The 14,016-nt window shown below is 56.2% G+C and carries 11 protein-coding genes; 8 read left to right on the top strand and 3 right to left on the bottom strand.

The features are described 5' to 3' along the window. Positions 1-18: 18 nt before the first annotated feature. From KW843_RS24880 to KW843_RS24870, 3 genes are read right to left on the bottom strand one after another with little or no spacing between them, the layout of a single operon-like run. Positions 19-459 carry a transcriptional regulator gene (locus KW843_RS24880; RefSeq protein WP_218297808.1) on the bottom strand — a complete coding sequence of 147 codons (441 nt, stop codon included), beginning with the start codon at positions 457-459 and terminating at the stop codon, positions 19-21. A gap of 60 nt (positions 460-519) precedes the next feature. Continuing rightward, positions 520-2,232 (bottom strand): ATP-dependent helicase, encoded by a 1,713-nt coding sequence (locus KW843_RS24875; RefSeq protein ID WP_218297807.1) that lies wholly within the window; start codon positions 2,230-2,232, stop codon positions 520-522. Positions 2,233-2,246: 14 nt separating this feature from the next. Further along, on the bottom strand, positions 2,247-3,221 hold the full coding sequence (locus KW843_RS24870) for a hypothetical protein (protein WP_218297806.1): 975 nt from the start codon (positions 3,219-3,221) through the stop codon (positions 2,247-2,249). 1,076 nt (positions 3,222-4,297) lie between these two features. On the opposite strand from KW843_RS24870, the gene KW843_RS24865 reads away from it, so the two are divergent. The 8 genes from KW843_RS24865 to KW843_RS24830 all read left to right on the top strand — a co-directional run bounded on the left by KW843_RS24865 (position 4,298) and on the right by KW843_RS24830 (position 13,934). Continuing rightward, positions 4,298-4,465, top strand: coding sequence for a hypothetical protein (locus tag KW843_RS24865; RefSeq protein WP_158605800.1), 168 nt, complete (start codon positions 4,298-4,300; stop codon positions 4,463-4,465). 218 nt (positions 4,466-4,683) lie between these two features. Further along, a complete protein-coding gene (locus KW843_RS24860) occupies positions 4,684-5,616 on the top strand; it encodes a PD-(D/E)XK nuclease-like domain-containing protein (RefSeq protein ID WP_218297805.1) in 933 nt (310 codons plus the stop codon). A gap of 92 nt (positions 5,617-5,708) precedes the next feature. Further along, positions 5,709-6,929 (top strand): recombinase RecT, encoded by a 1,221-nt coding sequence (locus KW843_RS24855; RefSeq protein ID WP_218297804.1) that lies wholly within the window; start codon positions 5,709-5,711, stop codon positions 6,927-6,929. A gap of 217 nt (positions 6,930-7,146) precedes the next feature. Beyond that, positions 7,147-7,806: a hypothetical protein gene (locus tag KW843_RS24850; RefSeq protein WP_218297803.1), complete on the top strand. Its 660-nt coding sequence runs from the start codon at positions 7,147-7,149 to the stop codon at positions 7,804-7,806. Between the two features lie 104 nt (positions 7,807-7,910). Further along, positions 7,911-8,441, top strand: a complete 531-nt coding sequence (ssb, locus tag KW843_RS24845) for a single-stranded DNA-binding protein (RefSeq protein WP_218297802.1) — start codon at positions 7,911-7,913, stop codon at positions 8,439-8,441. A 165-nt stretch (positions 8,442-8,606) separates the two neighbouring features. Continuing rightward, a complete protein-coding gene (locus KW843_RS24840; protein ID WP_121944255.1) occupies positions 8,607-9,749 on the top strand; it encodes a toprim domain-containing protein in 1,143 nt (380 codons plus the stop codon). A 600-nt stretch (positions 9,750-10,349) separates the two neighbouring features. Next, the gene (locus KW843_RS24835; protein WP_255594934.1) at positions 10,350-13,250 is read left to right on the top strand and encodes an adenosylcobalamin-dependent ribonucleoside-diphosphate reductase; all 2,901 of its coding nucleotides are present in this window, start codon (positions 10,350-10,352) and stop codon (positions 13,248-13,250) included. Positions 13,251-13,502: 252 nt separating this feature from the next. Further along, positions 13,503-13,934, top strand: a complete 432-nt coding sequence (locus KW843_RS24830) for a hypothetical protein (RefSeq protein WP_218297801.1) — start codon at positions 13,503-13,505, stop codon at positions 13,932-13,934. Positions 13,935-14,016: the final 82 nt, after the last annotated feature.

The raw sequence follows: 14,016 nt of genomic DNA, 5'->3' as shown, positions 1-14,016 counted from the left end.
ACCCAGATCTAAGAGCCTCTATTCGGGGCTTTCACCTTCAGTCAACAGGCGCTTTGCTTGCCGTTTGCCCAAAGCCAAGACGGCATGAATGCGCTCATGGTGCATTTTTCGAGGGAATGCTTCCTGAGCCTCCCATCGACGCAGGGTCAATGGGCTCACGTTGAGCAGAATAGCCATCTCCGCGACCGTTAGGGACAGAGCCTCACGTTTGGCCACCAGCGCCTCAGTCGAAACGCCTTTGCTTTTTGTTGCGACCTTCGGTTGCTTTGGTTCTGGTGCTGGAAGACGGCGAACAGTCAGCTTCACTGTTCGTTCCAGCTCGTGCAAGGAGCGTTTCAGTGAAGCAATTTCCGACCGCTGAGAACTGACAGCTTTCCGCAGATGGTCCAATTCCTTCTTGGATTCCTTGCGGGCAATGCGTGCAATTTCAGTTCGGAATGCCTCGTTGAAGGCTGTCATGTGCGGTCCTTTGCAGTTTGGGACCACATCTTAGCGAAATGGTAGTGCGCGGATCGGGTGTCAGAGCCCCGCCTCTTCCAGGAACCGCGACTCCATACCGTCTTCCATTGAGCTGGAGAGGATGAGCCGGGATCGGGCGCGCGTCATGCCGACATACATCAGGCGCCGCTCTTCCTCTTCAGTGGAATCAGTGTGGGGAAGGTTGCCTTCCTCGCATCCAACGATCCATACATTGTCGAACTCCAAGCCTTTCGAGGAGTGCAAGGTGATGAGCTGGACAACGCCACTTTCGACAACCTCTTCGGTAGCCTGGGCCCGCTGCAGCCTGGAGATCCTCTGGGCCAATGTGCCTGTTACACGCTTGTCCGTAAGACTCGACTTCACTGATTCCAACATCTTCTTCAGTGACTCTCGGGAGTTGTCGCGCACGAAGTCGAGCACGCCACAGATGGCAAGATTTACCCGTTGTCTGCTGGACTGGTACTGCCAAGAAATCATCCCCTCACGAAGAGCCAAAGTCTTCTTCCGGGCGTGGTCATCAGGTGCTGATTCATATGCCTCCGTGAGCTTTTCAATGCATGTCCCGCGCTTTGCTGAAAACCCGTTCAACCAGGAAAGTGATACACCGCAATGCGCGAGTGCTTGGCTTGCGCCTAACCACGAGTTGTTGTCAACGGAGCGAAGGAGCGATAGCACGACAAGCCCAACGCCATGTTCCCAAAAGCTCTTCCCACCGCTTCTGGTGGTGCTGATGCCGGCACTGTTGAGGCACATCTCAATTTCATCCAGCATGCCGTTGGTACGAGCTAAAACGGCCCACTCCCCCATCGGCTGCAGCGCCTTGAGGAATTCGGCAATCGCTTTCCCCTCATCAGGGCGAGTCGGGTAACGGCTCACAGATATCTCGCCTGGCACTTCCTTGTGAGCCTTGATGTTCTTGTTAGCCCTATCCTTGTTGCGGCGAATCAGCTTCGCAGCGTGTTCAAGGATGTTCGGCGCGCACCGGTAGTTGACAGGTAGAGTCAGCTCAATCGAACCAAGTGCCTCAGTGACCGCGACGAGGCCCTTGTAGCCCAGTGCCATGCGAAAAGAATAGAGGCTTTGGTCGTCATCACCGACGAGCGTAATGTGAGTGCCATTTCGGCCGTGCTCCAAGATCCATTCTTTCTGCACGAGGTCCATATCCTGGCCTTCGTCCACGAGCATCCACGCACATGGCAGCGGCTTCAGGGTTCCGTTTCGCATTCCACGTACAGAGCGCAGCAGAATGTCCGCGAAGTCCATGGTGTTGTCTGCCGCGAGGGTCGCCTCATACGCGCGAAAGACATCCTCAATGCGAGGGTCCTCGAATACATGCCCATCCACCTTGGATTTGCACATATCGACCTCACGCAGAATCTCTTCATAGGTGAGCTTGGGGGCAATGGACTTCCAGCAGCTCTTGAGGATCATTCCTCGCTCGCCATCGTTGAGCAGCCTGGGCATCTTGCCGTTGTTGCTTCGACGTTCCTGTTCGAGCCCCAGAGAGTGAAAAGTGCCTACTGCGATACGGCGCGTGTGTTGGGGGCCGCACGACGCAAGGATTCTGTTGCGCAACTCTGTCGCTGCATCACGCGTGAACGTCACGGCGCAGAGGCGACCGATTTCGTGCTCGTTGATCAGGTGGGCGGCGCGGGACGAGAGGACGCGTGTTTTACCGGAGCCGGGACATGCAAGAACGGTGAGATGCCCCGGCGTGGTTACTGCACGCGCCTGAAACGGATTGAAATCCAAGGTGCAGCTTGCGATTAAGCCGCTTCTGCGACAGCCTGTTCCTGGGCCGCAGCAGCTTCGCCTGTGTCTTCAGGTGAACCAACGTTGGGCGCCTGCGCTTCGGTCTTTGCTGCGTTCGGATCAAGGATAGTGCCGACGCGTGGATCGGCCGCGTCAGGCGCCCCCGCACGCTGCGAAGAAGCCTGTGCCCGATACACGAGTGTGCGGACGCGGTTGACCATGCGGATGATCTGGCGCTTGGCTTCGTAGGGAATTTGGCTGCGGTTGCGATCCGTGACAAGAGTGAAGTACCACATCTTGTCGATGAGGTCACACATCTTGTCCAGTTCTTGCAGCAGGGTATGGAAACGGAACTCGCGGGGCGAAAGCACCTGAAGCTTGTAGCTTGCAGGCTTGGAATATTGTGTCTCCATATCGTCCACTTCAAGGCCTTGAGCTTCTGCAAGCTTATCCAGGCGTGCGATGTTGGTCTTGATGTGGCCGAACGACTCATCGAGGAGCCGATCCACCGCAGCATCGACTTCAACGCACTGGTCCTCAGGTTTGAAATTACGCATGGTCTCGGAGAGCGTAATCATCGCCTCAGACCACTGTTTGCCGGTGCGTTCCAGAATGTCCTGGGCATGGTGGGATTTCAGCGTCACAGACTTGATGAGAATAGGGAACGACTGGTTTGCGCGATTGCGCAAGGTGCGCTCGGTGCGATCAACAAACCACGGTGTCGTCTTTTTCTTCTTCCCGTCCGCAGGCGTTCCAGCTTTCGGAGCTGTCACTGCGGCAGGCGCCTGATCCTTCGCGGCCGCAGCAGCGTCAGCAGCTGTTGCTGCAGGCTCGGAGAGAGGGCCGGTGCCGCTCTCGTTGCTTGCCGCATCGCTGACGGGCACAGCCACTGCTTTCGGCTTCTTGGTTTTGGTTGTGGGGGATGAGGGGGCGGGTGCGCCCAAAGCCTCAGCCTGAGTTGACGCGATATCGCTTGGCACTGCAGCCATGAAAAACCTCCATAGGTGTGGACAACGGTGGATTCATGGTATGGACCGGCCCCCTTCAAAACACCCTTGAAAAGCACGGAAAACTCGAACCTTTCGATTTCTGAGGGTGTCGTGCAGGGGGGCTTGGCAATTTTTTCGCGCGAAGGCTTGACGGCTGCAAAGTCCTGTCGCTAAGATTCGAGCCACTTGGAGTGATGTGCGTAACGCCATCCCCTAGCAAGCGGAGCTGGTCCTCTTTTCTCAACCAGTAGTTGTGCTGCGTGCGCAACCAGTCAGCTTAGGCTGTTCTGTGAACTTTTTTTTGAACGCCTTGCGCGTTCCCTAGATGCCAAAGCATCTGATTGGAGCGAAGCTCCCAACCCCCACACTGCGGGTCATTGCAGTTGGATTGGGCGCCCGTGTAAGACCTGAACTCTTCCCCGTTGGGGCTGAGCTGGGCAACCCGCTGCAATCTGTGCCGTATTGGCATTTCTGAAGGAATCGACCCCGAAAGGGCTTTTCTTTCCGCCCCGCGCGATGCGGGCCGTTTTTCACACTCAATGAACTCTGATGCCGTAGTGGTATTGGTGCTTGATTGCGTGTGCAGAACATTGTTCAGCCTCAACGGCTGTGCAGTGCAAGTGCCTCACGAAAGTGAGGTTTTCAACATCCTTGGGATACACAACTCCCAAGGGGGATTGGTGTGCCCAAGGACAACTTTGGAGTTCACCATGATCGTTGTTTTTGCATGTGCTGCTGTTGCTGGCGTTCTTTACAAGACTGGTTTCGTCACAGCCCTGGCTGAGCTGAGCCGTCTTCAGTAAGTAATCCGTTTCAGTCCCCCAACTCACGTTGGGGGGCTGAAGCCGTTTGTGGTTCATCCCGCAGGCCAAATTGCTTTCTCCGAGAGCCCTTTGGCCTGCGGGGTGCCACGGACATTTCATGTCATGTGAGCACTTCGCAGGTTTCAACAACCTGCCGAAGGAGCCATCATGAGTTTTGCTGTTTTGTCCGTCTGTGTCTTCACCGGTGTATTGATTTCCAAGCACGTAATCGCTGCAAAGCGTCGTGTCTGGGGTTGAGCCAAGGGGATAGACATGAGCAATCAAACACTTCAGCGAGTTCTTAATGCCATTCCCTTCCGAGATGCAGGCAACCTGCACAATCAATTGCGCCAGGAGCCAGACCGCGTGTCTGCCCAAACGCGAACGATGGTGCGCAATGCGCTGCGTTCTGCGGGCATGGTGGCAAAAAAGACCGCTTGAGAGAGCCCGCCGTTGTTAACTCAATGGCGGGGTCTTTCAAATGCATTGCGTACAGAGTGCATCTGAAAGATTTCCACCCTTCCTGGTAATCGGGGAGAGTCGATGGGTTAGCTGACCCGCTTCAAGCGAATAGCAATGCCGTCACGAAAGTGACTTTTTAACCCTCGCGGGACGCCAGTTCCGCAGGGGATTGGTGTCTCCGTTAATAGGAGATTCCAATGAAGGAAGTTGATGGATTTGTCGGCCTCCAGGCTGACAGGCTCCCAGCCATTGCGACTGCCAGCACAGGCGCTGTCGCCATGCGAGAGGTTGATGTTTTCATCGACATCTCAGCGGAGGAGTATCACGCGGACAAAGGGATCGTCGGCCACTCTGGCCTGGTACGAATTCTTCGTTCGCCTGAGCACTTCAAGCACTACATGACAGCTCCTTTCAAGGAGACTGACACCCTGAAGTTCGGGACCGCGCTTCACTGCGCATACCTGGAGCCAGAACGATTCAAGGATGCCTACATGGAGGTCCCGAAGATCGATAAGCGCACCAAGGAAGGCAAGCTTAAAGCCGAGGAGTACGAAAAGGCAGCTCAGGGCAAAGTCCTGCTGGACTCGGATGACATGCACGCGGTTCAGGCGATCTTGAAAAAGATCGGTGAGCACGTCAAAGCAACATCGTTGCGCATCCAGTCGGTCACAGAAAAAAGCTACTTTTGGAGCGACGAAGACACCGGCATCATGTGCCGTATTCGTTGCGACATGGTAGTGGTTGATGAGAACGGGCAAATTGTCGCGATCATTGACCTCAAGACCACCGCAGACGCCTCGAAGGCAGCATTTCGCAGATCCCTTGATGACTACGGTTACGACCTGCAAGCTGCGTTCTACACGGACGCAGTGAAGCTCGCGATTGGACGCGAAGTACCGTTCTATTTCTTGACGGTCGAGTCAGCTGCGCCACACAGTGTCGCGCTCTACCGAATGGGCCAGGAAAGCATCGAGGTAGGGCGCCGGAAGTACCGGATGGCTCTCCAGTTGCTGGAGTGGTGCAGCAAGAACGATAGCTGGCCAGGCTATCAACCACAGCCATTCTGTGAAGAAGAGGTGATCGATCTCCCTGAGTGGAGTATCAAACGAGCAAGGCTTGAATACGCCTGAGCTTCAACCAGGCTAAGCCTGATTTTCTGCAACCCACGCGGGGACCATATCCCCGTAGTGGGGTGGTGTCTCTGCAAATTTTGGAGTTCACCATGAGTCAGACAATGCAAAACATCCGCAACAGCGGTGGGGAGTCGCTGAGCGCGCAGCTCAATGCGATTCCATTTCCCGAACTGCTGGAAGAGAACCGAGGAGCGGTGCTGAAAGCACTGCCCAAGCATCTGGATGTTGATCGCATCATGCGAATCGCTCTCACCGCGTTCCGACGCAGTGATAGCCTTCAAAAGTGCGAACCTCTGAGCATCCTTGCTGCGGTGGTCCAGGCCTCCCAGTTGGGGCTTGAGATCGGACAGAACGGTGAAGCGTTCTTGGTTCCCTTCAAGAAGGAGTGTCAATTGGTCCCCGGCTACAAGGGGCTTATGAAGCTCGTCCTGCAAGGGCGGCACGCCATCGACATCTACGCCCAGGAAGTTCGACAGAACGACCGCTTCATCCAGACCTACGGTCTGCGACGCGAATTCATCCATGAGCCCCTGTGCCATAACGGGTTTCTCGCATCGGATGAGGAGCGGGGCCTGGTGACAGGCTTCTACGCGGTAGCAGCACTGAAGTCGGGTGAACGGACCTACGTGACCATGAGCGAGGGCCAGGTCAACAAGATCCGTGACGAAAGCTCCGGCTTCAAAGCAGCCATGCAGTTCGGGCGTCCCTCGCCTTGGATTGATGACTATGTGCCGATGGGACTCAAGACGGTTCTTCGCTCCTTGTGCAACAAGCTGCCCATGTCTACGGATCTGAGCACCGCTTTGGCCTTGGATACCGCAGCCAATCTGGGTGTTTCGCAGTCGCTGACACTCAAGCAGGCGGCCGATGGCACCTACGAGCCCCCGAACTTTGGTGATGCATACGAGCAGCAGGCTGCTGCACGCAATGCTCCTCAAAGTCCCGAGCAGCCTCGCCAGCAAGGCCCACGGCCAAGCGCTGCGCCTCGAAGCACGCCGCGACCCACTGCAAGCCCTCAGGCTCCAGCAGCGGGAAGTGGTACTGCTGCAAAGGCGACTACAGCACCATCTCCGCAGGCTTCGTCACCAGCGGCGCCAGCAAAAGCTGCCAGCAAGCAAACTGCCTCAAGCAAGAGCCTGCAGGACCTCCTCGCAGAAATGCGAATTGCCACGACGGAGACGGTTATCAGTGATCTGTATTTGAAAGCCAAGCCTCTGTGCTCTGGTCGAGAAGAAGATGACCTGAACTACCAGTACGACATGGCGATCAAGCGGATCGAAGAACAGTCTCAGGAGTTATTTCCGAGCTGATCTCTGACCGTTGATGTTGTGAGACACCCCCAGCTTCGGCTGGGTGTGTTTTCCAGTGGGATTCGATGATCCCAGCGGAAAACACAGTTTTATCTTTCAGCCGTAATGGATGAAAGTAAAGGAGGTCGTCGCCTCATTCAAACGACGCATTTATTTAACCCATAGGGGGCATGTTTCCCCGTTGGGTGACATGCCTCCGCATTCATTCGGAGATCACATGTTTTTCAATACTTCAGCAGCGCCAAAAACCAAAGATGGCATTGCGAAATTCCTTACCGGCCACCCTCGTTACCAAACGAATTCCGGGGTTCATCCGCTGACCAGCTACTCCCACTGCGTCAAGCTCCATCGCCTGGGGCTCAACCGCAGCGAAAGCGAGAAAGCCGTTTCCATCATGCAGTCTGACGACTACTGGCGGGAGCTTCGTGGATGTCTCCGTGGATTTCAGGATGACATGCAGGGCCGCTACCAAATCAGTCCGATGGGGCGGAACTCTGGCCACCTTGTGCTGTTTGAGGCTGAGGTCTATGACCCTGGTTACAAGAGCACTTGCCGTCAATGCGGCCATCTGAGCAATCAGCTGGTGTCGCCACAGTCGAGCCATTGCGGTGAATGTGGTGGGCTTCGCTCAAACCTGAAAAAGCCGCTGTCGTGGTCTCGGGTCATTGGTTCTGGCATCGACCACGGGGTGACCTATCGGGACATGCTGGACTGGTCCATGGACGATCTGCGAGATCGACTGGACCTGGTGCGTGCATTTGACTCGGCCTGCGACATAACGCGTAGCGCCTTCATCCGCCTTCTGAATGAGTTCATGTTGATCGAACAGGTCGTCATGGTTCCTCAGACGGTGAAGCGTCTTGAACGCATCTGCTAGTCGGCTTCGGGAAAGCCAATCAATTGACCCTGTGCGTAGTGCCAGGTCATAACCCAGCGACAACCAACCCGCTGGGTCGGATGTCGCGCAATCTGGAGAACGATATGAAAGCAGTGAATAGAGTTGTGCTTTTGGGGAACATGGGCAACCCGCCTGAGTTCCGCACCTTTCCTAGCGGCGACAGGGTGGCGCACTTCTCCGTCTGTACCACTGAAAAGTGGAAAGACCGTGAATCGGGTGAGTTGAAAGAGCGGTCCGAGTGGAACAAGGTTCAGGTCCGTGACAAGAGCACCGTGGACTTCCTGGATCGCTATGCTCAAACTGGTACCAAGGTGTACGTCGAAGGCACTCTTCGCACCCGAAAGGTCCCCGCGACCAACGGTGGCGATGATCGGTGGTTCACCGAAGTTGATGCCACGCTCGTGAATCTGTTGGACCGCATGCGCGAGAGCGAGAGCGGTTCTAGCCAATCGGAGCAACGGGCGACACCCGTACCAGCTGAAAAGCCAGCGTCACGTCCTCGTGCAGTCCGCTCACAGCCTACTGGTGAAGATCGGAGCCCTCGACGCAACGTGCAGCAAGAGCCCAACGGGTTCGAAACTGACGATGCTCTCAAGGACAAACCGCGCTTCTAGCCTTTGAAGCGTATTTTGCTGCGGTAGTCGCAGATCACAGCCCCAGCCGGGAACCTCCGGTTGGGGGTTCTCAGTTGGTTCGCCCAACCCTGTGCCGGGGCATTCCTGAGTGTCCCAGCTGGGGCTCTGAGGTATGCCCCGTCCGGGGTGTTCAAGGAGAGTCGAATGAGAACAGATGGTGAATGGACGCAGGAACAATGGAATCTGTGGTGGGAAGAGCGCTGGAAGACGGCGCGTAACCTCGCAGCTGGGCGTTGGGATCACATTCTCTACGCCCTAGCTCCGCGCCTTCATCCAGCACTTGACCGCCGCTCGAAAGGGCATGTCGGTTGTCCTGTGCATGGAGGTAAAGACGGCTATCGCATGATGCCGTCATACGCGGAAGATGGCCGCTCTTTTTGCAACACATGTGGCAACAAGAGCGATGGATTCGCAACGCTGATGTGGGTCAACGGATGGACTGCGAGAGAAACTCTGGAGGAAGTGCTGAAGCACTTGACCGGAGATTCGCGCGGTATCGCTCTGACTCCTCGGATGCAGGCGATTCAGCCCACCAAGACTGTCCAGAAGGACAATGAAAAGGTGGTGCGGTCCCTCAATCGTGTGATGGATGGTTGTGTTCACATGAACCACCATAGCGCGGAACTTGGTCGGCTCTATCTTGCCCGCAGGGGCTTGAAACGGCCTATGACCGGGGGCTTGTACTTTCACCCCAGGCTTGCCTACTACGACCCCTCCAAGGGGGAGATTACGGGCTACCACGGGGCGATAGTTGCACCAGTGCTTGCGCCTGACGGCCGACCCATTACCTTGCACCGGACTTATCTCGATGAGTTCGGAAACAAGCTTGATGTGGAGGCCCCGAAGAAGATGATGGCCTACCCAGAAGATCGCAACATCCTTGGTGGAGCGATTCGACTGGCCAAGCCAGCACGCGTTTTCGGCGCTGCAGAGGGCATCGAAACAGGGCTTGCTGCGATGGAAGGAACAGGTATTCCAGTGTGGGCAACGGTAAATGCCACGCTGATGGAGTACATGGAAATTCCCTCGGAAGTTGAGCTGCTGGTGGTGTTTTCTGACAAAGACCGTCCCTCGAAGGAACATCCCAAGGGGCACGGCCAGGAAGCAGCGCAAAAACTCGTGGAGCGTGCAATTTCAATGGGCAAGCAGGCCATTGCAATTACCCCTCAGGGGGAGATCCTGCCCGGTGAGAAATCACTGGATTGGATGGACGTTCTTCGGGTCCATGGTCCCCATGGATTTCCGACGATGCCATCCATTCGGCGGGCCCTTCTGAAGGTCGCTTGAGGCACGGACCATGAGGTACGGAGTCATCAACCACAAGGTGTTGGATACCAACCCTGGATCAGGCGGGCCGTTTGCGCCCCCTGAGAACTTCGAAGAACTCAAATGCACTTATCGGCGCTACATGGTCCGACAACTGCGAGATGACTTCGGGGTGAGACAGCATGTTGCTGTCGTGGCCAGGCGCTTGAAGTCGTCCGAGCCCCCAGTCTTCATCGGTCCATTTGCGGCTGATGCGGAAAGGGTGGCTTGGGACGTACTCCCGCGTCTTGCTGCACCGCCTCGTATTGACGACGAGGAGTAAGGAATCTCGCCCCCTCGGGGGCGGGCTTTCCAGATCGCATTCGAAGTGCGATGTGGAAAGTCTTGATATCTCGTGTCTATGACCGGGATTCATCTTCTTTTCTGGAGAAGTCAAAACCAGACGTAGCCAGCGGTTCCCACCGGCTGGCTTTTGCGCTTGCGCAATAGCTTTTGCTCCTGGTGTGGTGTCGAGGACAGCACGACCCATTCAGGGCTTCCCGAAGGTCTCTTTCAAGAGGTTTTCGGGAAGCCCTGATGGGTTTGTTCTCAGCCTCACACAAAAAGGAGTCGATGATGGAAATGGAAACAGTCACCCGCATGGGTGTGCAGATTCAAGACTACTCGCTCGCGTTGCTGCTCGAAAAGTATGCTCGCGGCGAAGAGGCAACACCCGAACAGGTGCTCGACCGTATTGCAAAGGCACTCGCCAAAAACGAGGCTGAACCCGATGTGTACGAACCTCTGTTCCGGGATGCCCTCAATTACACGATTCTCGGTGGACGCATCAACGCCTCTGCCGGGATCGAAGGAACACGGACCACTTGGGTGAACTGCTTTGTTCAACCGATTGGTGACTCCATGACCGAAGAGGTTGACGGAGTTCCGAGCATCATGGGCGCTCTTGCTCAGGCAGCAGAAACAATGCGCCTGGGTGGTGGCGTCGGATACGACTTCAGCAGAATCCGCCCGAAGGGCTCTTGGATCAATGGAACCCAGAGCTTGGCCAGCGGTCCGCTGAGCTACATGGACACCTTCAACTCCATGTGCGGTACCGTGATTTCTGCAGGTGCGCGACGTGGGGCTCAAATGGGCATCCTGCGATGCGATCACCCAGACATTCTGGACTTCATTGACTGCAAGAAGGTCGATGATCCAAACATCCCGTACAACCGTAGGCCAATGAGCAACTTCAACCTCTCAGTGGGGATGACAGATGCACTGATGCACGCGGTTGTTCACGACAAGCCATTTGACCTGGTGCATTCCGCCAAGCCATCACCTGTGCAGATTGCCGCTGGTGCTTATCAGCGCGATGACGGGAAGTGGGTATACCGGACCATTCAGGCCAAAGAGCTGTATGGAAAGATCATGCTCGCCACGTACACACGGGCTGAGCCAGGTGTGGTTTTCATTGACCACATGAACACGGACAACAACCTTCGCTATTGTGAGCGGATCGAAGCCACAAACCCCTGTGGTGAAGAGCCGTTACCGGCGTATGGGTGCTGTGATCTTGGGCATCTCCTGCTGCCACGCTTCGTCAAGTCAACCATCTGGGATGGTGTTGTCGAGTTCGACTGGGAGAAGTTCAAGCAAGTGACCGGGGTTCTGGTGCGCATGTTGGACAATGTGCTCGACCTGACCCCTTGGCCGTTGCCCCAACAGGAGCAAGAGGCCTTGAACAAGCGTCGAATCGGCTGTGGCTTCACAGGCCTCGGTGACGCGCTCATCATGCAGGGCATTCGCTACTCTTCGGAAGAAGGGCGGGAGTTTGCCGCGCAGATGATGGAAACCATGCGAGATGCGGCCTATGAGGCATCTGTGGGGCTCGCTTTGGAGCGGGGGGCTTTCCCTCTGTTCGATGCGGACAAGTACCTGGAAGGCGTTACGGCCGACTCCGAGGGTACCTTCGCAAGCCGTCTCCCGGAAAAGCTCAAGAGTCAAATCCGCAAAATCGGCATCCGCAACAGCCACCTGCTGGCGCTGGCGCCGACAGGCACAGGAAGTCTGACGTTTGGGAACAATTGCTCAAGCGGTGCGGAGCCTGTGTTCAGCATGAAGTATTCCCGTAAGGTGCTGCAGGCGGATGGGTCCCACAAAGACATCGTGGTTCTCAACCCCGCGTACATGCTGTATTCGCTCATCAGCGGCAACAGTACCGAGCTGCCAGACTACTTCGAAACAGCCCAGACCCTTGATGCCGAGGCGCATCTGGAGATGATCAAGGCTCTCGCTCCCTTCGTGGACGCGGCGATCAGCAAGACGGTGAATTTGCCGGCGAGCTATGCTTTTGATGATTTCGAGTCGCTGTACTTGGACGCGTGGGCCGCAGGGCTGAAGGGGCTCACCACTTACCGACCAAACGCAGAGGTTGGCCAGATCCTCACGTCTCTTGATGACGAGGAAAAGCCAGCGGACTTTGCAAAGGCCGTCGAAGTGGTTGAAATCGACCCGGACCGCCGCGTAAGCATCAACGCATTACCGCAGCCGGTGATGAGTGCCTTGCGCTGGTTGGAAAGGCCGCAAATGCTGGATGGCAATCCAGCCGTCACCTACATGGTGGAGAACCCCCAAGGCGATTTCGCTGTGATGGTGGGGCATTACATGAATGGGGTGACCCATCCGTTCGAAACCTGGGTCAACGGGGCAGATGTTCCAAGGGGCCTTGGCGCTATTGCCAAGACTCTTTCGGTCGATATGCGCTCATACGATGCCGGGTGGCTGAAGATGAAGCTGGAATCCCTAAAGCGCTGCCAAGGGGAGCCATTCGAGATGGCAATGCCGCCCACTGGTGAAATCCGCACAATGCCCAGCGTGGTGTCTGCCTTCGCGCAGATCCTGCTGCACCACACCGACAAGATCGGGTGGTTGGCCAACGACAGCGACTCCAGCCTGGTCAACGCGATGATGTTCCGCAAGGAGCCGAAGGCGGGACCCGATGGCACGTTGTCCTGGTCGGTAAGTGTCAAGAATCCTGCAACTGGCGACGATTTCGAGTTGTTCGTCAAAGAGCTGGATTTGCCTGATGGAAGTCACCGGCCCTACAGTGTCTGGATGGCGGGCGAGTTTCCAGCCGCATACAACGGGTTGTGCAAGCTCCTGTCTTTCGACATGAGAATCATCGACCCTGCGTGGATTGGCATGAAGTTGCGCAAGCTCAGGACCTACAAGGAGCCTCAAGGGGACTTCCTTGCACAGGTGCCAGGCACCGTCAAGCAGGCCTCTTATCCATCGACTGTTGCCTACATCGCAGATCTCCTGCTTTACAGGTACCAGCGTCTCGGCATCCTTGCTGAGAACGGGCGTCTTGTGACGGCCAGCGCCTTCTTGAAGCCAGAAGTGGCCCAGGATGATGTAGAGGCTCGATTTGCAGGCAAGGCAATAGGCGGGCGAAAGTGCCCGGAATGCGGGCTCCAGCTCGTGAAATACAACGGCGGCGAACAGTGCAGCAGTTGTGGCTATAGTGGGTCGTGCGGCTAGCGCTGCCGCCCAGAATGGAACTCCTGCCCGTTGAGGGCGGGAGTTTTTCAAAGGACCCTGAATGACAAGATCCTTTGATAAACTCAAGTTCCTTGCTCGACTCCGTAATGGTGTTGACTTGAAGAGGTTGCTGTCCCTCGCCCGCAAGGCGAATCAGCGTTTATCACGTCAACATCGTTGGCGTTTTTTCAACCCAGTGGGGCATCAACCCCCATTGGGGAATGGTGCCTCCGCAGCATGTGGAGATTCACCATGTACGAGAAGATCTTGTTTTTGATGGCCTTGGCAGGTTCTGCGGTCTATCTGCTTGAGTGGCTTGTTACGAAAGTGCAAGCAATGTTCCCCAAGCGGCCTGCAGTGATTCCAGTCACCAAGTCCCAAAAGCTCGAAGAGAGTTCCAAGAAGGAACCCTCGCTTGAGAGCCCCACCAAGCCCGATGATCTGAAAGCGCTGATCGAGCTGTTGGCGGCTCAAGGGGAGGAAATGGCGAACATGTCGCGTCTCATCGCAGAAGCGAATGACCGTCTTGCCGCCCTCGAAACCCCCAAGACAAAGGCCCCACGCAAGGCGCCTGCAAAGGCAGCTTCGCATGCCCCAGGCCTCGGTGCTTTGCCAACTGCACCAGATACCGAAGGGTATGGCGCACTTCCTCCAGTCACTGGTGGATTTGAGCCGGTGCATTGACGCTATTGCGTAGGGCTTCGCCCTGCACATAGCTTGAAACAAACCCCATGTGAAGCTTCGGCTTCACTGGGGCTCGTTCCCC

The organism is Acidovorax sp. sif1233 (assembly GCF_019218755.1).
GTDB lineage: Bacteria > Pseudomonadota > Gammaproteobacteria > Burkholderiales > Burkholderiaceae_C > Acidovorax.
The sequence above is the reverse complement of the archived record's forward strand: the minus strand, read 5'-3'. Positions and strand labels throughout refer to the sequence as shown.